This window comes from Mycobacterium marinum, from assembly GCF_003391395.1.
Taxonomy (GTDB): Bacteria; Actinomycetota; Actinomycetes; order Mycobacteriales; family Mycobacteriaceae; genus Mycobacterium; species Mycobacterium marinum.
On sequence record NZ_CP024190.1, the window covers coordinates 4,275,530 to 4,290,947 of the forward strand.

17 protein-coding genes are annotated in these 15,418 nt (G+C 65.0%); 2 read left to right on the forward strand and 15 right to left on the reverse strand.

Features of this window, described 5'->3' with window-relative positions; all coding sequences use genetic code 11:
- Positions 1–42: 42 nt before the first annotated feature.
- The 14 genes from CCUG20998_RS17710 to CCUG20998_RS17775 form a co-directional block, all read right to left on the reverse strand.
- Positions 43–1,749 carry a DUF7257 domain-containing protein gene (locus tag CCUG20998_RS17710; RefSeq protein WP_103653847.1) on the reverse strand — a complete coding sequence of 569 codons (1,707 nt, stop codon included), beginning with the start codon at positions 1,747–1,749 and terminating at the stop codon, positions 43–45.
- Positions 1,746–5,315, reverse strand: a complete 3,570-nt coding sequence (locus CCUG20998_RS17715) for a VldE C-terminal domain-containing protein (protein ID WP_103653848.1) — start codon at positions 5,313–5,315, stop codon at positions 1,746–1,748. The genes CCUG20998_RS17710 and CCUG20998_RS17715 overlap by 4 nt, the downstream gene beginning before the upstream one ends.
- Before the next feature lie 17 nt (positions 5,316–5,332).
- Positions 5,333–5,674, reverse strand: a complete 342-nt coding sequence (locus tag CCUG20998_RS17720; protein WP_103653849.1) for a hypothetical protein — start codon at positions 5,672–5,674, stop codon at positions 5,333–5,335.
- Between the two features lie 52 nt (positions 5,675–5,726).
- Positions 5,727–6,293 carry a hypothetical protein gene (locus CCUG20998_RS17725; protein ID WP_103653850.1) on the reverse strand — a complete coding sequence of 189 codons (567 nt, stop codon included), beginning with the start codon at positions 6,291–6,293 and terminating at the stop codon, positions 5,727–5,729.
- Between the two features lie 111 nt (positions 6,294–6,404).
- Positions 6,405–7,454: a fibronectin type III domain-containing protein gene (locus tag CCUG20998_RS17730; RefSeq protein ID WP_142399644.1), complete on the reverse strand. Its 1,050-nt coding sequence runs from the start codon at positions 7,452–7,454 to the stop codon at positions 6,405–6,407.
- A gap of 127 nt (positions 7,455–7,581) precedes the next feature.
- Positions 7,582–8,019 (reverse strand): hypothetical protein, encoded by a 438-nt coding sequence (locus CCUG20998_RS17735; protein ID WP_103653852.1) that lies wholly within the window; start codon positions 8,017–8,019, stop codon positions 7,582–7,584.
- Positions 8,016–8,318 carry a hypothetical protein gene (locus CCUG20998_RS17740; RefSeq protein ID WP_103653853.1) on the reverse strand — a complete coding sequence of 101 codons (303 nt, stop codon included), beginning with the start codon at positions 8,316–8,318 and terminating at the stop codon, positions 8,016–8,018. Before CCUG20998_RS17740 ends, CCUG20998_RS17735 begins: the two co-directional genes overlap by 4 nt.
- Positions 8,319–8,321: 3 nt before the next feature.
- Positions 8,322–8,759, reverse strand: a complete 438-nt coding sequence (locus CCUG20998_RS17745; protein ID WP_240642811.1) for a hypothetical protein — start codon at positions 8,757–8,759, stop codon at positions 8,322–8,324.
- Positions 8,747–9,106 carry a hypothetical protein gene (locus CCUG20998_RS17750; protein WP_103653855.1) on the reverse strand — a complete coding sequence of 120 codons (360 nt, stop codon included), beginning with the start codon at positions 9,104–9,106 and terminating at the stop codon, positions 8,747–8,749. The genes CCUG20998_RS17745 and CCUG20998_RS17750 overlap by 13 nt, the downstream gene beginning before the upstream one ends.
- Positions 9,107–9,112: 6 nt before the next feature.
- Complete coding sequence (locus CCUG20998_RS17755) at positions 9,113–9,409, reverse strand: hypothetical protein (protein ID WP_103653856.1); 297 nt, start codon at positions 9,407–9,409, stop codon at positions 9,113–9,115.
- On the reverse strand, positions 9,409–9,720 hold the full coding sequence (locus CCUG20998_RS17760) for a hypothetical protein (RefSeq protein ID WP_103653857.1): 312 nt from the start codon (positions 9,718–9,720) through the stop codon (positions 9,409–9,411). The genes CCUG20998_RS17755 and CCUG20998_RS17760 overlap by 1 nt, the downstream gene beginning before the upstream one ends.
- Positions 9,717–10,664, reverse strand: coding sequence for a phage major capsid protein (locus tag CCUG20998_RS17765; protein ID WP_103653858.1), 948 nt, complete (start codon positions 10,662–10,664; stop codon positions 9,717–9,719). Before CCUG20998_RS17765 ends, CCUG20998_RS17760 begins: the two co-directional genes overlap by 4 nt.
- Before the next feature lie 35 nt (positions 10,665–10,699).
- Positions 10,700–11,065 carry a DUF2190 family protein gene (locus tag CCUG20998_RS17770; RefSeq protein ID WP_103653859.1) on the reverse strand — a complete coding sequence of 122 codons (366 nt, stop codon included), beginning with the start codon at positions 11,063–11,065 and terminating at the stop codon, positions 10,700–10,702.
- Positions 11,066–11,067: 2 nt separating this feature from the next.
- On the reverse strand, positions 11,068–12,345 hold the full coding sequence (locus CCUG20998_RS17775; protein ID WP_103653860.1) for a head maturation protease, ClpP-related: 1,278 nt from the start codon (positions 12,343–12,345) through the stop codon (positions 11,068–11,070).
- A 349-nt stretch (positions 12,346–12,694) separates the two neighbouring features.
- Here CCUG20998_RS17775 and CCUG20998_RS17780 point away from each other — a divergent pair, with 349 nt between their 5' ends.
- Both CCUG20998_RS17780 and CCUG20998_RS17785 read left to right on the forward strand, forming a co-directional pair.
- Entirely contained in the window at positions 12,695–13,282 is a 588-nt protein-coding gene (locus CCUG20998_RS17780) for a hypothetical protein (protein WP_103653862.1), read from the forward strand.
- On the forward strand, positions 13,279–13,836 hold the full coding sequence (locus CCUG20998_RS17785) for a hypothetical protein (RefSeq protein WP_103653863.1): 558 nt from the start codon (positions 13,279–13,281) through the stop codon (positions 13,834–13,836). Before CCUG20998_RS17780 ends, CCUG20998_RS17785 begins: the two co-directional genes overlap by 4 nt.
- 183 nt (positions 13,837–14,019) lie before the next feature.
- Here the strand turns inward: CCUG20998_RS17785 and CCUG20998_RS17790 are convergent, their stop codons facing one another.
- Positions 14,020–15,294, reverse strand: a complete 1,275-nt coding sequence (locus tag CCUG20998_RS17790; protein ID WP_240642814.1) for a phage portal protein family protein — start codon at positions 15,292–15,294, stop codon at positions 14,020–14,022.
- Positions 15,295–15,418: the final 124 nt, after the last annotated feature.

Below are 15,418 nucleotides of genomic sequence, written 5' to 3' on the forward strand. Positions count from 1 at the left end.
CGAAAGCTGCCCTGGTCGAGACCAGAGCCAGGAACCTGGACATCAGAGTGGGTACCGCCGCAGGGGGGTGCCCGCCGCGATGATCATGGAGTCTGCGTTTCCTCCGATGATCGACGCTGCGATGTACTGCGGCACAGGGGGTTTACCCACGGGCTTGGCAGGTATTGGGGCGCTGAAGCTGCCCGACAGCAGGGAGTATGGGTGACCTTGGGGCGGGACGATTCCGAAGATGGACTTGATCTGGTCGAACCACGCCGAGGTGTCCCCGCCGCCGGCGAATGACAGAAAGTCGCTGAGCGCCTTTTGCCAGATGTTTAGTTGCTGCGGGGTTGGCGCCACCGAGGTCATGTCCACGACCGGGCGTAGCTCGCGGTTGGTGCGTACCTGCATGATTTGGTTTTCCAGTAGCGGCCCGAACTGCACGAAATCGCTGCTTCCGGGCGCCGATGCCACCTGGAAGGTGCCGGGGCCAAAGAAGGTGTAGCGCGGGAACATTGGCTGATCGCCGGGGTTGATGAGCTTGAGAAAATCGCTCTGGTTACTCGATGAGGCGTTGTCGCCGAATAGCCATCGGAACACCCCTATCGGGACGTTGTAGCCGCTGGCTGTGGCGCCGACGTGGAAGCCGAAGCCAGCACTGCGGTAGCCGCTTCCGACGCTCGATCCGGTACCGGACTCGACCACGGTCTGTAGCGGAACACCGTTGGCGAACACCTTGAATATGCGCGCGCCCGAGGCGTATCCGCAGACCAGGCGGTATATCGAATAGGTGTGCGGAGGTGGTATCAGGCTTGAAGTCCACTCGCGCAGAACCGTTTCCGAGCCAGATGAGAAGTAGGAGAGCCTGAAGGTGTTATCCATGCCGATGCGCAGCCGGACACCGTCGTCACCGGCCGTGCCGCTATTGGCCATCCGGCCCCAGATGTCGATGTAGCTGTTGTACGGCAGCGGCACTCCCCGGATTGGTCCGAGGTGTATTTCGACGACCATGTTGTCGGTTGCCGTGGTGGACCCGACCCGGCGGAAGACGAAATCGTGCCCCGTTGTGGGGTCGCCCAAGTCGTCCACGGCTAGCGCCTGACTACCGTCCGCCTCGATATAGGCGCCACCGTCGCCGGACTCCGCAACAGTCCATCCTGCACCGAGTCCAGGGCTGGCGGTGTAGTCGAAAATGTCGATGTCGCCGTCGAATTGGATTTTCAGCGAGTCGATGCTGTCGAAGGTCTGCCACAGCGCCCGGGGCGCGCGCCAGACCTGGGTGAACTTCTGGCTGTGTTGGGCCGCCCACATGATCTTGTCCGGCGGCGTCTTGAACCAGTGCACCGGCGCCCACCAGCGCCCGGACTGATGGTTGAGGTAGGCTAGCTCGCCGGTCTTGAGCTGGTGATTTGCTTCGATCCACAGGCGTGCCAGCGCCATTCGGTCCTTGGGGTCGTCGCCGACGAACCTGAGTTCGGCCGTGACCTCCGTCGGGTCGAACAGCGATCCGATAGGCGTGACTCCGTGCTGGGTGGCGCCCTTCTGGTCGATCATCTGCCACGGCGCAATGAGCCCCTTGAGGCTCTCGACGACGACCGCGGCCTTGCGCGGGTCCGACCAGGGCGGGGCGAATCCGCCGAGCATGCGGAAGTCGGCGCCACCGTCATAGGAGTGGTAGTGCATCTGAGGCAGTAGCCCGGCGCGGAGGTGGTACTCGCCGGCCGGCGTCAACCCCTCGGGAACGCGGATGATGTCACTGAGGCTGGTCATCGCTGATACATCGACCCCAGATGGTTGGACAGGTCTGCGCCCATGCGGTCCTCTGTCTGGATGGGCGAGTTGTTGTTGTAGGTCAAGTTGTTGTTGATCGTTGTCCCCTGGCCGCCGCTCTGGTCACCACTGCGCTGGTCGGGGTTGCCCGCGACCTGCTCGGGCGTCAGTCCCGGCGGGAGCCCCTGGCCGCCGGTGGCGCCGTTGATGGCCTGGCCGACCTGGCCGGCGATGTTCGGCACCTGCGCGTTGACCCCGGCCACCGCCCCGGCGATGCGTCCGAACCAGCCGCCGGAGAAGTCGGCCAGCGCCGACTCGTTGGGCACGAACGTTTCGAGCAGTCCGCCAACGCCGATACCGGCGGCCTGGGCGCCAAACCCGATAGCCCGGTTGATTTCGTCGATGCCGATTTGGGCAGCCGCGGAGATGATCGCCCCGGCCGCGCTACCGCCGGCGCCGGCCCCGGGCGCCGCCATGCCAGCGGCTGCACCTGCCGCGCTGATGGCCGTGGGAACGGCGGACTGCAGAAGTCCGGGAAGGCCCCCGCCGATGCCGATCCCCTCGCTCTTGGGGATGTTCAGCCCCTGCCCAGGCATGCGGCCCCGCCCGGGTGTCATGGGCCCGCGGGCCTGCCCCGGCAGCCCAGGACCGCCACCGCCGGGCACCAGCGGGGACTGAGTACCGGGGAAAGGCACGCCGGGAGTTCCGGGGGCGCCGGGGATGGGCGAGTCGCCGCCGCCTGGGGCTCCGGGTGTACCGCCACCCCACCAGCCGGGGCCGCCACCGGTGGGAGCGCCGCCGCCCCAACCTGACGGGGCCACCTGGCCGCCGCCACCGGCGAGCGGTCCGGGCCGCACCCGGGCATGGACGTGATCGCGGTGGTTTTGCGTTCCGCTGCCGCGGTTTTCCATCGGCGTGGGGCCCTGACCTGGCGTCCATTGCTGCTGTTGCCACAAGCTGTACTCGAGCCCGAGTGGTCCGGCATTGTCCTGTAGGAATTGGTTGATCTGATCGCCGAGCGCGGCATTGTCGCCGACCATGATGTCCAGCGCCTCACCAGACGAGTGCTCATTGAACGGCGGATCTGGCGGCCGGTAGCCGCCGATGTTGGTCACGCCGAACATTTGGCTGATGAGCGAGCGTAGGGCGGCAGCTCGCGGGGTAAGCGCGCCGTGAGTATCGGTGGTGTGCGGGCCGCTGTAGATGTTGGCGCCGGCCGGGACGCCGTAGGAGACGCCGGCCAGGTTTGGCGTACCCGGCATGCCGACACCCGCAACGGGCATGCCGGCGGCGGCATACGGATACTGCCCGCCATAGGGCAACACCTGATGCTGGGGGCCGAACGCGCCGGCCCCGGCGGCCATCGCCAGCAGGCCGCTGCCGGCCTCTCCCGGCTTGTACCCCAGACCCTGCTGTACACCCGAAAGCGCGCCGATCACCGGGGCCGCCGCGAGATTGGCGATGAACTTGGTGATGTTCTCCGCGATCCCCGCCAGTCCCTTGGAGATACCGAAGTCCTGATCGAGTTGCGCGCCGATCTGGCCGAGGGTGTCCGCACCCTGGCGCATGTGCTTGGTGTACTTTTCGAGCTCGTTCTGCCGCGCCTCGGCCAAGCGCATCTCGGCCTGCTGCTGGCTACGCTGAGCTTCGAGCACGTCGTTGCGCGCGTCCAGGATGTCCTCGGCCGTGGCGTTGGCCGTGTGCTCGAGCTGATTGAGCCGCGCGCGCTTCTCGGCCAGGCGGTGGCGGGACTCGAGGAAGCTGGTCTCGGCGCTGTAGGTGGCCGCGGTCTGCGGCAGGCCCGGAATTCCGGGCGGGACGCTCATGTCGAAAGGCACCACCGGCGCTTTAGGCAGGCGCGGGCCGCTGGCGCCGCCGGCGGCACCGGTGGGGTCGAGGATCGGGTTACCGGACGGGCCGGCGCCGGGCGCAACAAACCCTTCGGGCTGATAACCCTTGCCCGGGACCCAGACGTAGGACGGGCCCTTGAGGCCGAAGGGGTAGTACCGCGGCGGTGTCGCCGATCCCGGTGTTGACCCCGGAGGGACGTACCCGGGCTCGCCGGGCTCGGGCCCGAGGCCACCCTGGCTGCGCGGAATCGAGTTCAGGCCGCTAGTGCCCCCCTGGGCGAAAACCTGCCGCTGTTGGGTAGTGGCCCCCGGCGGGAGGCCAGTTCCGGCGGGCATCTCGATTTTGGCGTTGCGGATAGCCAGATAGATCGCGCCGAATTCCGCGGCAACCCCGGCCAGCATCAGCGCGATAGGACCGAAGGCGGTGCCCATTCCGGCCGCGGCTGTTGATGCCGCCTCCGGCAAGGCGCCCATGGCCGTATTGAGCGCAGTGACCTTGGTGATGATCCCCGCGATATTCCCCGCGATATTGGCTGCCTTGAACGCTGCCCACGCGGCGATCACTGCATAGACCAGGCCCGGATGATCCGAAAGCGCCTTGGCGATTTTTCCGAACACCTCGACCAGTTCGCCGCCGATCGCCGCGGCATTCTTGAAGAAATCGCGAATATCGTTCTGGTGCTGAGAGACCCATTCGCCGATCTCGTCGATATGCTCGCGTAGGGCTTGCATGATGTCGACGAGCTGATTGGCGTCTTCGGCGGGCTTGCCGAATATCGCGCCCAGGAAGTTGGCGCCAAGCCGGGCGATGGACGTCTTGACGTTCTCGATCGAGCCGGCCACCGTGTTGTTCATGGCCTTGGCGAATCCCGGTGCGTGCTGCTCGACCGTGGTCAACAACGCCTCAAGCCCGACCTTGTTGTCGTGGATCATCTTGGCCAGCTTGGGAACATCGCCACCAGTGAGGGTGTCGGCCAGCCATGGCACGATGGGCAACTGCTGAAGCTGGTTGTTGATCTCCTGCATGGAGACGTGGCCCTGGTTGGCGACCTTCAAGAACGCGTCGCCGATATCGCTGATCGACGAGCCGGTAAATCCCGCGGCATTCGATACGTCGGTCATAAACCGCTGTAGATCGCCGGTGCTCGACGCCAGCGCGCGAGTCGCCACCGAGAATGCCTCGTCGAGCTTGAACGGCGTATCCAGCACCACCTGATTCACGGTGTCCATCACCGCGCCGACATCGAGAGCCTGCTTACCGGTGGCCGTCAACGTCCGATTGAGGTTGTCCAGGCGGTTTTTGGCCGCGTCGATCGCCTCGTAGCGCTCGAAGCCCTTGAATAGCGTGTAGCCCGCCGCGCCGACCAGGCCGGCCGCCGCGGTGGTGAACGCCATGCCGAACGCGCGCCCAGCCAACGCCCCCGACTTACCCGCGGCCGTCTCATAGCCGGCCATGGCCGACGAGAAGCCGCTGACCACCGGCAGCGCGCGGGTCAGTTCAGAGCCGAAGCCGCTGCCGAAGCCACGCGCCGCACGCTGGCCATGAGCCGCGAATTGGGTGACCGCCTGGTCAATGGCCGACCGCGCGGTCAGCGCCTGCGAAAACGCTTGGCTGGAACGCTCGCCGGCAACGCGGAAGCGCGCTTCCAGTTGCGAGGCAACCTGATCGGCAGCGCGTTCATTGAGCCGGGCCAGGACGTCGGCGTGGATGGCCAAGGTGATTCACCTCCCCTCTACTTGTTCCAGGTCGAATACAGCGATCCGGGCTCGTTGTTCGGCACGCTGCGGCGGCGATGGTCGTCGGCCTGCTCGCGATACTTGGCGGTGGACAAAAACAGCCGCGACTCGTACTCATCGGCTTGCGCCTCGGGGACTTTCGCGGCACGCAAGACCGCCAGTTCATTAGCGCATTGGGCGACCATCTGCCGTAGCTCGGAGCGCTCGCCACAGCGCAAGGCCGTGGCCAGCGCGCCGTCCTCGGGTGGCCAGTCAACCCGGATGACCAGCTTCGTCTCGTCGTCGGGGTCCTCGATGACATCGGCGCCGAACAGCTCGAGCAGCTCATAGCTACTCATGCGCCCCTGATGCCAGTTGGCTATGTGGCAGCCGGGGAAAAACCGGCGCAGGTCACTGGCTATCTGGCGCGGCCAATGACGCCAAAACGCTTGGGCCTTCTGGACTTTTCGAGTCGGACTTCTGGCGCTCCATCAGCTTGAGTCCCTGTTCACCCCACAGGCGCCGGACATCTGCCGCGCACGCTGGCCGGCCGTCGATGGTCTTGGAGCGCAACTCTCGGTATTTCTCTTCACCTAGCACGGCCATGACCTCACGGACATCGAACGGCGGGGAGACGAGCTTGCCTTCCTTGCGGTACGGAACAAGAAGGTTGCCCTTGACGATTTCCTCGGGAATCGTTGCGCCAGTTGGCTTTCCGTCTTTATCTAACGCCTGATGCTCGGGGATGATGACATCGGGGCCGCGGTCGTAGGACTCGGCCTCGAAGTGCAGTTCGTCGTAGGCTGCCAGGCAGTCGTCATCGAGCATCCGTAGCGACGGCTGCGGCGGGATCGACATCGACGTGCCGTCGTCGAACCGCAGCGTCAGGGACGCAAACAGCAGATTGTTGTATTCGGCGGCCTGTTCGGCAGCCTGCACACCGGCGTTGGGGATCTCGGTGGGGTTCGGCTCGGTCATAATGTTCGGCTATTCCTCTCGGAGTTTAGATTCGGTTCGGCTACAACGACAATGAGAGACCCCGACGGGCGCCGCCGAACCGCAAACGCCCGCCGGGGTGGCCCTCGACTACTAGTCGGTGGTGATCATGTTCGAGACCCGCGACAGGGCGGTGGTCGCCACGTTGTCGGTCGCCGTCACCCGGAAGTAGTAACCGGTGGCGGTGGTCAGTCCGGTGATACCCAGGGTGATTGTCGTTGTGCCACTGGTGCTTCCGACGGTCGCCGCGGTCCAGCCGGTCGAGCCATCGGCGCTTGATTCGACGGTGAAGACGATCGGCGACGAGCCACCTAGCGGGGCGGCAAACGCGATGTCGGCCGATGTCGCACCGGTGGTAGTGGCGACCGGCGCCACCTGAGTGAAGGTCAGACCCGGGGTTACCGCGTCGTCCCATAGGGTGCCAGTCACCCAGGCCCCGTCGATCATCGGGAAGCCGTCGGAATCGACGAACCACGGATCGACTTCCGCCGAGAAGGTGAGCTTTGGCGCGTCGGCGTCCTTCTTGTTCCCCTTGCGCGAACCGACATCGGTCAGTATGCATCGCGGGAACGGGTAGGCGATGCGCTCGGCCTTACCGCCCTGATTGTCCTCGAGTGCGACGATGAACTGCCGCCGCGGCTGAGAGATGGCGTTGGAACGGCCGCGAAAGTATGTCCCGCTGCCTATTTCCAGCATGCTCGACAACGGGAGGTCGTACTCGAGGCAGTGCACCACCGGAGAGTTTTCCAGCGGCGTGAACATCAGCGTTCGCTCGCGCTTTTGCAGGTCGTAGCGCAGTGGATCGACCGACTGCAACGCTTCCAGTGGGTCGCTAGACGGCTTGGGAGCCCGCTCGACACCGTCCGGGTGAACGTATCCGACTGGGTAAAACCCCAAGTTGCTTGGGTATTCGTTGTTGTAGACCCATCGGCCATTGGCCCTAATAGCAGCGAACAAATCCTCGCGCCACGTGCCATCGAGGGACATGGGCGCTACAAACGCACTGCCTGGGCTGATGTTGGTGTTAGCGCCGTCGTAGTCGCGCGCCAGCACCTGCCAGTCGCCGCCGCGGCGGGCGCGCAATGCGTCCTGGTACGACATGACCGAAGTCCGATAGGGGGCGCCGGTAGCCGGTTGTGCCATCGTTATTTCCTTTCCCGAGAGGGGGTGTGGCGGATTTGCCGGGGGTTGGTTGCCGGCTGTTTTGCGGCGCACGGGGCCGCACGCCGCGGCCCCCTTTGATTGACCGCGACGGGAAGTTGGTGGGGTTCTACTGGATAGGTCCGCGCTGTAGCACGACGCGAAGCTCGTTAACGACCCGCGTGACAACGGATTTCGAGGCGTATGGTTCCTCATGCGAGGCTTCGGTGAGTTCGACAGAGTCGCAGTTGGCGATACTGCCGTCGTCCATGAGCACATCGGTCGTGGCGTATCGAACCAGCAGTATGATGCGGGCGTCAGTGCGCCGGCCCTCGGCATACGCTTCGTCGACATCCTTGCCGAAGGTGTGCACGCGCAGCGTGGCGAAATCTGCCTCAATCGTGGTTGGGCCCGTGACGCGCTCCACCCACCGAAACGGCAAGGGCGTCTGGGCCGACCACTTATTCGCGCCGATCGCGTTGACCGACAGCGTTATCGGACGCAGATGGGCAATGATGAACTGCACGGCGCCGGGTGCCGCATAGCCGTCCAGCAGTGGATCGCTCACGTCAGACCATGATTGAAGTGCGCCTCGGTCTTCGCGCGAGGGGCGAATGCCGGGGTGTCTTCGGATCCGTACTCGATGATGTTGGCTGCCTCATCGGTGGCCCCGACTTGACCGCGGCCACGGTGGGCGCGTTTGGTCACCTTGATCGAGTCGATGTAGTCGCCGGTGTCCTTGGGTGAGTTCTTGACCCACTCAGGAATGACTTGCTCGTCCATGAACTCGTCTAGCTGGCGGTCGACGTCCTCATCGTCGGCGAGCTGCTCATCCAGATCGGGAATGAGGTCGCGCAGATCGGCCATGGGTCAGCCCTCCCGCTCACACGCGCAGAACACGTGATTTTCAGCGCCGCGGATATCGGTCTCCAACACCGCATCGCCGCGCAGGACGTACGTCAGGCCGTTGTGCCGCAGCCGGCGATCGGATTTGAGCTCGGACCACGCCATCGGCGCGGGGTTGTCGTCGTCATCGACCGCCGGTATCTGGCCGTCCACCACCGGCAGAAACGCGAACGCCGGTTCACTGGTCGTCACCGTAAAGCCCTGCTGCTCAAAGCTGCCCACGTTGGTGGATGCCGACGTCTCGGTCTCGAAGAGCGAGTCGTCGACCCACACCACAACCTCGCTGGTCTGTGGCTGGCCGTACTCGCTCACGATCGGCTGGTCGTCTCCGTCGAGATCCTGGACGTCGGTCACGATGCCGACGCGCTGGTTGCCGAGGGGAAAGACCATCAGTAGTCGCACTTCGTGAAGCTGTAGACCGGTTCGGCCGTGAGCGGAATGTCGAGCAAGGTCTTGTGCTTGTCGGTCAGGTAGTCGTCGACCAGAGACGCGAATTTGCCCGCCTCGGTGCGCCGGCTCGTCGTGTTCTCCCACTCCGACAGGCGCTCGAGGTCGCCGTACATCGCCGCATCGCGGACGATCTCGAACACCACTTGCTGGGCGGCCGTGTCGTCGACATCCGACTTCAGTCCACGGATTCGATCGGACGCGACCTGCAATAGTCGTGTGGCGGTAGCGGTCTCCCCGGTGGTCAGGGTGCCCTGGTACTCGTCGACGAAATCCGCGATCACCATGAACGGATCGGTCATGTGGGCCTAATCCTCTGCGGCACCCTTGGTGGCCCGCCCGCGTGCACGACGGGGCGCGGGCGCTGGCGGCTCCGGGGCCTCGGCCGCATCCGGGTCGCCGGATTCCGCAGCTTCCACGTCCGGCTCGGCCGCGGCGGGCGCGTGGGCGACTGGTTGACCGTGGGCCACCAGCGCCCCCGACTCGACCAGTGGGGCCGCGGCGTCGTCGTCGACCTCGATCACTCGTGAGTCGGGCCGCGTGTAGTGCACGGCCCGACCGTCGACCATGACCGCACACGGCCCGGCTACCGCGTAGCGGCCCATCAGCCGAACTGCTCGATGATCTCGGCCTTGGTCATCGCCTCGGCCTCTTCCTCGGTCAGCCCGGCGAACTCGGCCCAGGCCGCCTTGGGGGCAGTGCGCTTGGGCTTCTCCGGCGCGTCGCCGCCGCCCGCGGGTGCGGGCTCTGTCGCAGCGGCCGGCGCCTTGCCGACCTCCACCACCAGATCCAGGCCCAAGAAATGCTGGGCCTGCTCCGGTGAGAGCCACTGGATGACCTCACCCTCGTAGCGATGGTGCGTCTTACCCTCGGGATCCTTGGCCAGCACCAACGGCGCGATGACCTTGTAGCTCATGCGTTGACCCCGTTGATGAGCCATCCGGCGCCGGCCTCGAGGATGACCGGGACGGTGGTGCGTCGCGCCCGGATGCGCCAGCCGTCGATCTTGTCCTCGCGCATGGACTTGACCTGCAGGCCGTTGTCGGCCGACGCGTAGCCGGTCTCGGGCAGCATTTCGTCGGCGAACCCGCCGAACACCGTGGTATCCACCACCATCGCCTTACCGGTGACGGGGGCGTTGGGGCTGGTGATCCACGTCAGGCCGCCGGCCTGCTTCATCAGCGTGCCGGAAAGGCCCTGCACTACCGGGGTGGACTCCACGCCCGGATACTCGCGCGGCAGTAGCTTCATCAGGTCGTCGTTGGACACGACGTTGGCGAACACGTCGGGTTCGACGAACACCGCGTTGGGCATGTATCCCTGCTTGAGCTTGATGATACTGGTGATGGCCCGCATCACGTCGCGCAGGATCTTCGAAGAACCGTCGCTGGCCTTCCAGGTCGCGATGGCGTCGGTGTTCTGCGTGACCGCCGAGACCGTCGCTGACAGTGCCACCGAGTCGATGGTCTGCACGTGGGAGTTCATCAGCTTGCGGAACGAGCGGGCGATGACCGCGAACCGCTGGCGGCTGATCGACTCATCGGTGATCTCCGCGTCGTTACCCCACTTGACCGTGTTGGCGGTCGACGCCGGTCCAGTACCGATCGAGGTGACCGGGTACTCACCACCGGGCGGGACGGCCTTGGGTGCACGGTCGGCGTAGATCGACTCATTAGTCTCGTAGCCGATCGACCCCGAGGTGGTGAAGAACTGCGCGGTGAGGATCTTGTCGGCCACGAAAATCTCGTTGCCGATGTCCCGCAACGCCCGTGCAACCCACGGGGTGTCATTGAGGAACCGGCTGGCCGAGAGGATGTCGCCCGACAGCGTGGGCGCTGCGGGCGGGAACTGAGTGGGCATGGCTTACCTGCTTTCTGTGATGGTTGGCCTGCGACTCAGCGCAGTTTGATGACGACCAGGGAGCTGGCGGCCGCCGACAGGGCGATGCCGATGATTTCCTCCGGCTCGTCGGTGGCGTTGGTGAATGCCGCGACGGCGCCACCGGTGGCGCCGATGACCGGCTTGCCGGCGGCAATCGCACCGGAGGCGGGCACCTGCCAGACACCTTCGGTAGCCACCACCACGGCCGCGCCGTTGTCGGCGTCATGGGTGGCCACTCCCAGCCACGCCTCATTCGGCGCGGCGATCGGCGCGACGGTGTCCGCGCCGGACACGACGAGCACCTGCCCGGCGGTCACGGCAGCCGACGTGGTGCGCGGCAGCCGGTCGGCGGGGCAGTAAATAGGTGCGTATTCGGCCATGATCAGGCGTCCTTCCCGAAGGGGCGGCCCACGACCTTGGCGTACGCCTCGGCCATCTCCGCGTCGTTGGTGGGTTCCTCGCTCGCGATGCCGTACCCGATCTCATGCACCGGCACCGCCGAGTTGGCGGGGATCGTCGACAGCAGCGCAAGGGTGCCGTCGCGGTTCTCTTCGAGGCCCTTGCGCCAGGTGTCCTTGCTGGCCGGGCTGATCTTCCCGGAGTTGAGCGCATCGGCGATGACGCGGTCGTTGGCCTCATGGACCTGCTGCGCGCGGGCTTTGGCGCCAGAGCGGGCGTCGGCCACCAGCTGCTCGTAGTTCGCCTTGTCGACCACCGCCAGGTCGAACTTCTCTGCCAGCTTCGTGAGGTCTTCGGCACTCGGCTCGGTGACCACGTTGTTGACCACAGTCGGCTTGTCGGCGAGTGTGTTGATCGCCTCTTCAATCGCGCTGTCATCGGCATCGGCGTTGAGGCCGAGCTTTTGGAGCGCGCTTTCACTCAGTGCCACGGTGGGCTCCTTCCTATTTTCGGCCTCGGCCGGTGCGGCCGGAGGTATCTGGTTGTGCGCCTGCGGACTACGCGGCGCCGGGGCGTGCGAGCGCCCGGCATGGTTGAACACCGACAGATCGAAGCGGTTCTTCGCGCCGGCCCCGGCCGCCTTGCGCTTCGGGGCCTTCAGCACCCGGTCGGCAATGCCGGCGTCCACCGCCTCCTGTGCCGACCACCAGGTCTCGTCGGTCAGCACCTGAAGCCACTCATCGACGGTGCCGCCGGCGCGTTCGGCGAAAATCGAGGCAATGTTGGTGCCGATCTGGTCAAGACGGTCGGCCTGCTTGCGCATATCGGCCGCATCACCCACCACCAGTGCCCACGGCAGATGCGCCATCAGCTCGGCGTTCTCCGCGACCACCAACTCATCGGAGGCGCCGACGGCGATGAACCCGGCGGCCGACGCCGCAATGCTGTCGATGGTCGTGACCACCCTCGCGGGGTGCTGGCGCAGCGTGTTCATGATCGCCACGGCCTCGTAGACGTTTCCCCCACGGGAGTGGATGTGCAGGTTGATTGTCTCGATACCGTCGCCGAGCGCCTGAAGATCGTTGCGGAAGTCGGCGGCGTTGACCCCAACGTAAGGAATGATGTCGTCGAAAATCTCGACGTTCGCGGCGTTGCCGTCGCCACTAGTGGCGTTCTGCACGCGATACCAGGGCGCTGAATTGGCGTCTGTTGGCGGTTGCCAACCAGTTACCACCGTGCGATCCATAGTGGCCATGTACATCCTCTCTATTGCGTCTGTATGCCGTTGTATGGCATGATGTATGCCACATGGCTAGGTGAGGTGAGCCATGGCATGACCCGGCTTGGCGCGGCTTGGGCTCAACTCCAAATTTCCGAGCGCGCGCAAGGCCAGGCGCGGCCAGGCAGTGGCCTGTCCGGGCGTGACGCGGCTATGCGGGCCGAGGCAAGGCGAGGGATCCACCAGCTCACGAATGGCGTTATGTGAGTTCGAGTCTCACGGTGAGCACGCTAGGTAAGGCCTGGCTCGGCAGTGCTCGGCTCAGCTCAGCAGTGCATGGCAGGGCACGCCTTGGCGGGCCATGGGATCTACCTCAACCGAAAGGAATTTGATGATCACCTTCACTATCACGCTGGCTGGCACAGCACCGCTGTTAATGCACAACAGCCGCCTGTCCAACCCTCTCGACCCGGCAACCAAGGCCCTCAAGAAAGTGACTAGCAAGCGCAATAAAACCGACGATGACCATGAACAAATCGCTCGCCTGGAATTCGCCGGAGGCCTTTACCTCGACCCCGACGTTGGACCCTATATCCCTGGCGAAAACATCGCGCGGTGCCTCGTAGACGGGGCGAAGCTGACCAAGATGGGCGTCAAAGTCACACGCGGGGTATTTATATCCACCGACGTCAATCCGTTGTCTTACAAAGGCCCTCGAGATGACGAAGGGCTTTGGCAGGCAGGGTACCGGCATATGGCATCCGTCAAAGTCGGCACGTCTCGCACCATGCGCTGCCGCCCCTGGTTTCCAGACTGGGCGGTAGAAGCAGAAGGTGTGCTCGACCCGTCCGTCCTTGAACTCGATGACATCGCCACTATCGCCGCCAACGCTGGATCGCTCATTGGACTAGGTGACTGGCGGCCACGTTTTGGTCGGTTTGTCGCCACCGTTAAGCAGACCGAGGCACGTGCAGCATGAGTCCATTCGAGCCCGCCGGGGCGGTGGCCCGCTGGCGGGTCCTCTACGACCTCCTGGGTGAGCGCACCGTCGGCGATGTCCTCACCTACGACACGATGGCTGAGGCTCTTGAGCTTGATCCAGTGAAGGACCGGCACACAATTCAGGTGGCGATGCGCCGAGCTGCCAAAGAGCTTGAACAAGAGGATAAACACGCCCTTGAGCCCGTTCAGAACGTCGGATACCGCATTGTCGAGCCCGAAGAGCACCTGAAACTTGCTCGTCAGCACCAGCGCCGGTCGTCCCGCGCACTTGTGCGCGGTCACTCCAAGGTTGTCAATGTCGACCTGTCGAGCGTCGACCCCGAGGTGCGGAACGCCTTTCAGGTTGTAGCATCGGCATTTGCCATGCAGATGGAGTTCAACCGCCGCACCGACGTTCGCCAGAAGCGATTAGAGGACGCTCTCGACTCGGTTCGCGAGAAATCGTCGCGCACCGAAGATGAGGTTGCCGAACTTCGCGAGCGTTTAGAGCGACTAGAGGCCGGCCGTAACACAAATGCGGACCCGACATGACTTGGCAGCCCGAGCGCTTCACGTCAGATCAGCGCTTGGCGGCTGCTCAGGCTGTTGTATTCGCCCAGTCGTGCATTGACCGGGCATTCCGCTCAATACCCGAGGTCTCAGCAGTTCTGAATCGGGTCGATGGGCTGTTGGCGATGATCCATGAAGACATTTTCATATCTTCGCCCGAGTCGACTATTTCTCCTCGTCCCAGAGGGTCATAGGCCGACCCTGTTCGTCTTTCGGCGCTCCGGCGCTACGCCGGGTGTGCTCGCGGACCTTGATCCGGTTCGTCGGCGTCTTGGCGCTCGGCTGCTGCGTCGGCTGTTCGCGCTCAGTCTTCGGATCCGGGGCTGGAAGTCCGGCCGATGCGCGGATGAACGACTCCAATGGCGAGTCGGGCGTGATGATCCCGGCGGCCACCAGCATCTGCAGCATCGCCGCGGTGGCCTCTTTGCCGATCTGGTCACACCCGATGAGCGGAACCGACTCGTCGATGCCCCAGTTGTGGTCGACGATGTCCTCCACCACGCCCGCCTGGGCGATGTCGCGAATGTCGTTGGCCACCGCCTGGGTTGCCTGAATCCACGGGTCCTCCTGTATCGAGGCCAGCGCGTAGCTGCCGCCCTTGTCCAGGTTCATGAAGTGCATCAGCGCTGCCAGCGCCATCGCCTTGTCGTGGTAGTCGATCGCCTGGCGGATCATGCCGGCGGGCATCGTGCCTTCGACGCCCTTGATATGGCTGTCCGTACCTTCAGGGAAGGCCGCGCCGGAACTCGCGCCGCCCGTCCACTCCTGCGCAATCTTCCCGTACAGCGCCATGCGGGCGGGGTCTAGCGACTCTTTCGGGCCGACGTTGATCACCGGAACGCCGATGCCGTGCCGGCGGGCGGCGGCGGCCTCGATGCGGATCAACTCGGCCTTGAGCATCCAGTTGCCGTAGCAGGGCCGCAAAATGCTATTGCCGTACCAGACCCCGGGGTCCGGGTCGCGCACATACACCACAAGGCGGTCGGCGCCGATGGGCCTGCCCATAGGGGCGCTACCGATCACCCGCTGGCCTCCGATACCGCCGGCCATCAGCGTTCCGGCCGGCCACTGCTGAATCGACAGCAGATCGCCGTTGGCCGCCACGTCCCAGTACGCGATCGTCGAGGACGGCCGCGGGCTCAGCCTCCCCAGGTGTGCCCGGCCCTTATCGTCGATGGTGAACGTCCGCTCGAACACCTGGTGACCGAACTGCAGGTACTTCAACGCCGTCTGTAGATGGCGGTTCCACGAGAAGCGCCCCCGTGAGCGGGGCGTGGGCTGTGACTCGTCGGCCCCCCGGATCGGCAACCCGAGGTCGGCCGCCACATGCGCGACGACCTCATCGCGCGCCCCATTGGGCTCGATCCACCATTTTGTCGTGCGCACCGCGAGATAAATCGCCTGCAACATGCTGTAGAGCCGGGTGTCGATCCGGCCCATCCGTGTGAGCGTGCGCACCGAGTTCGGCCACAGCATGTCCTGGACGTCTTCGAACAGGTCAACCTGCCCGAATCCCATGCCCATTGAGCCCGGAAATGGGTTGACGTAGCCCTTTTCGACGACG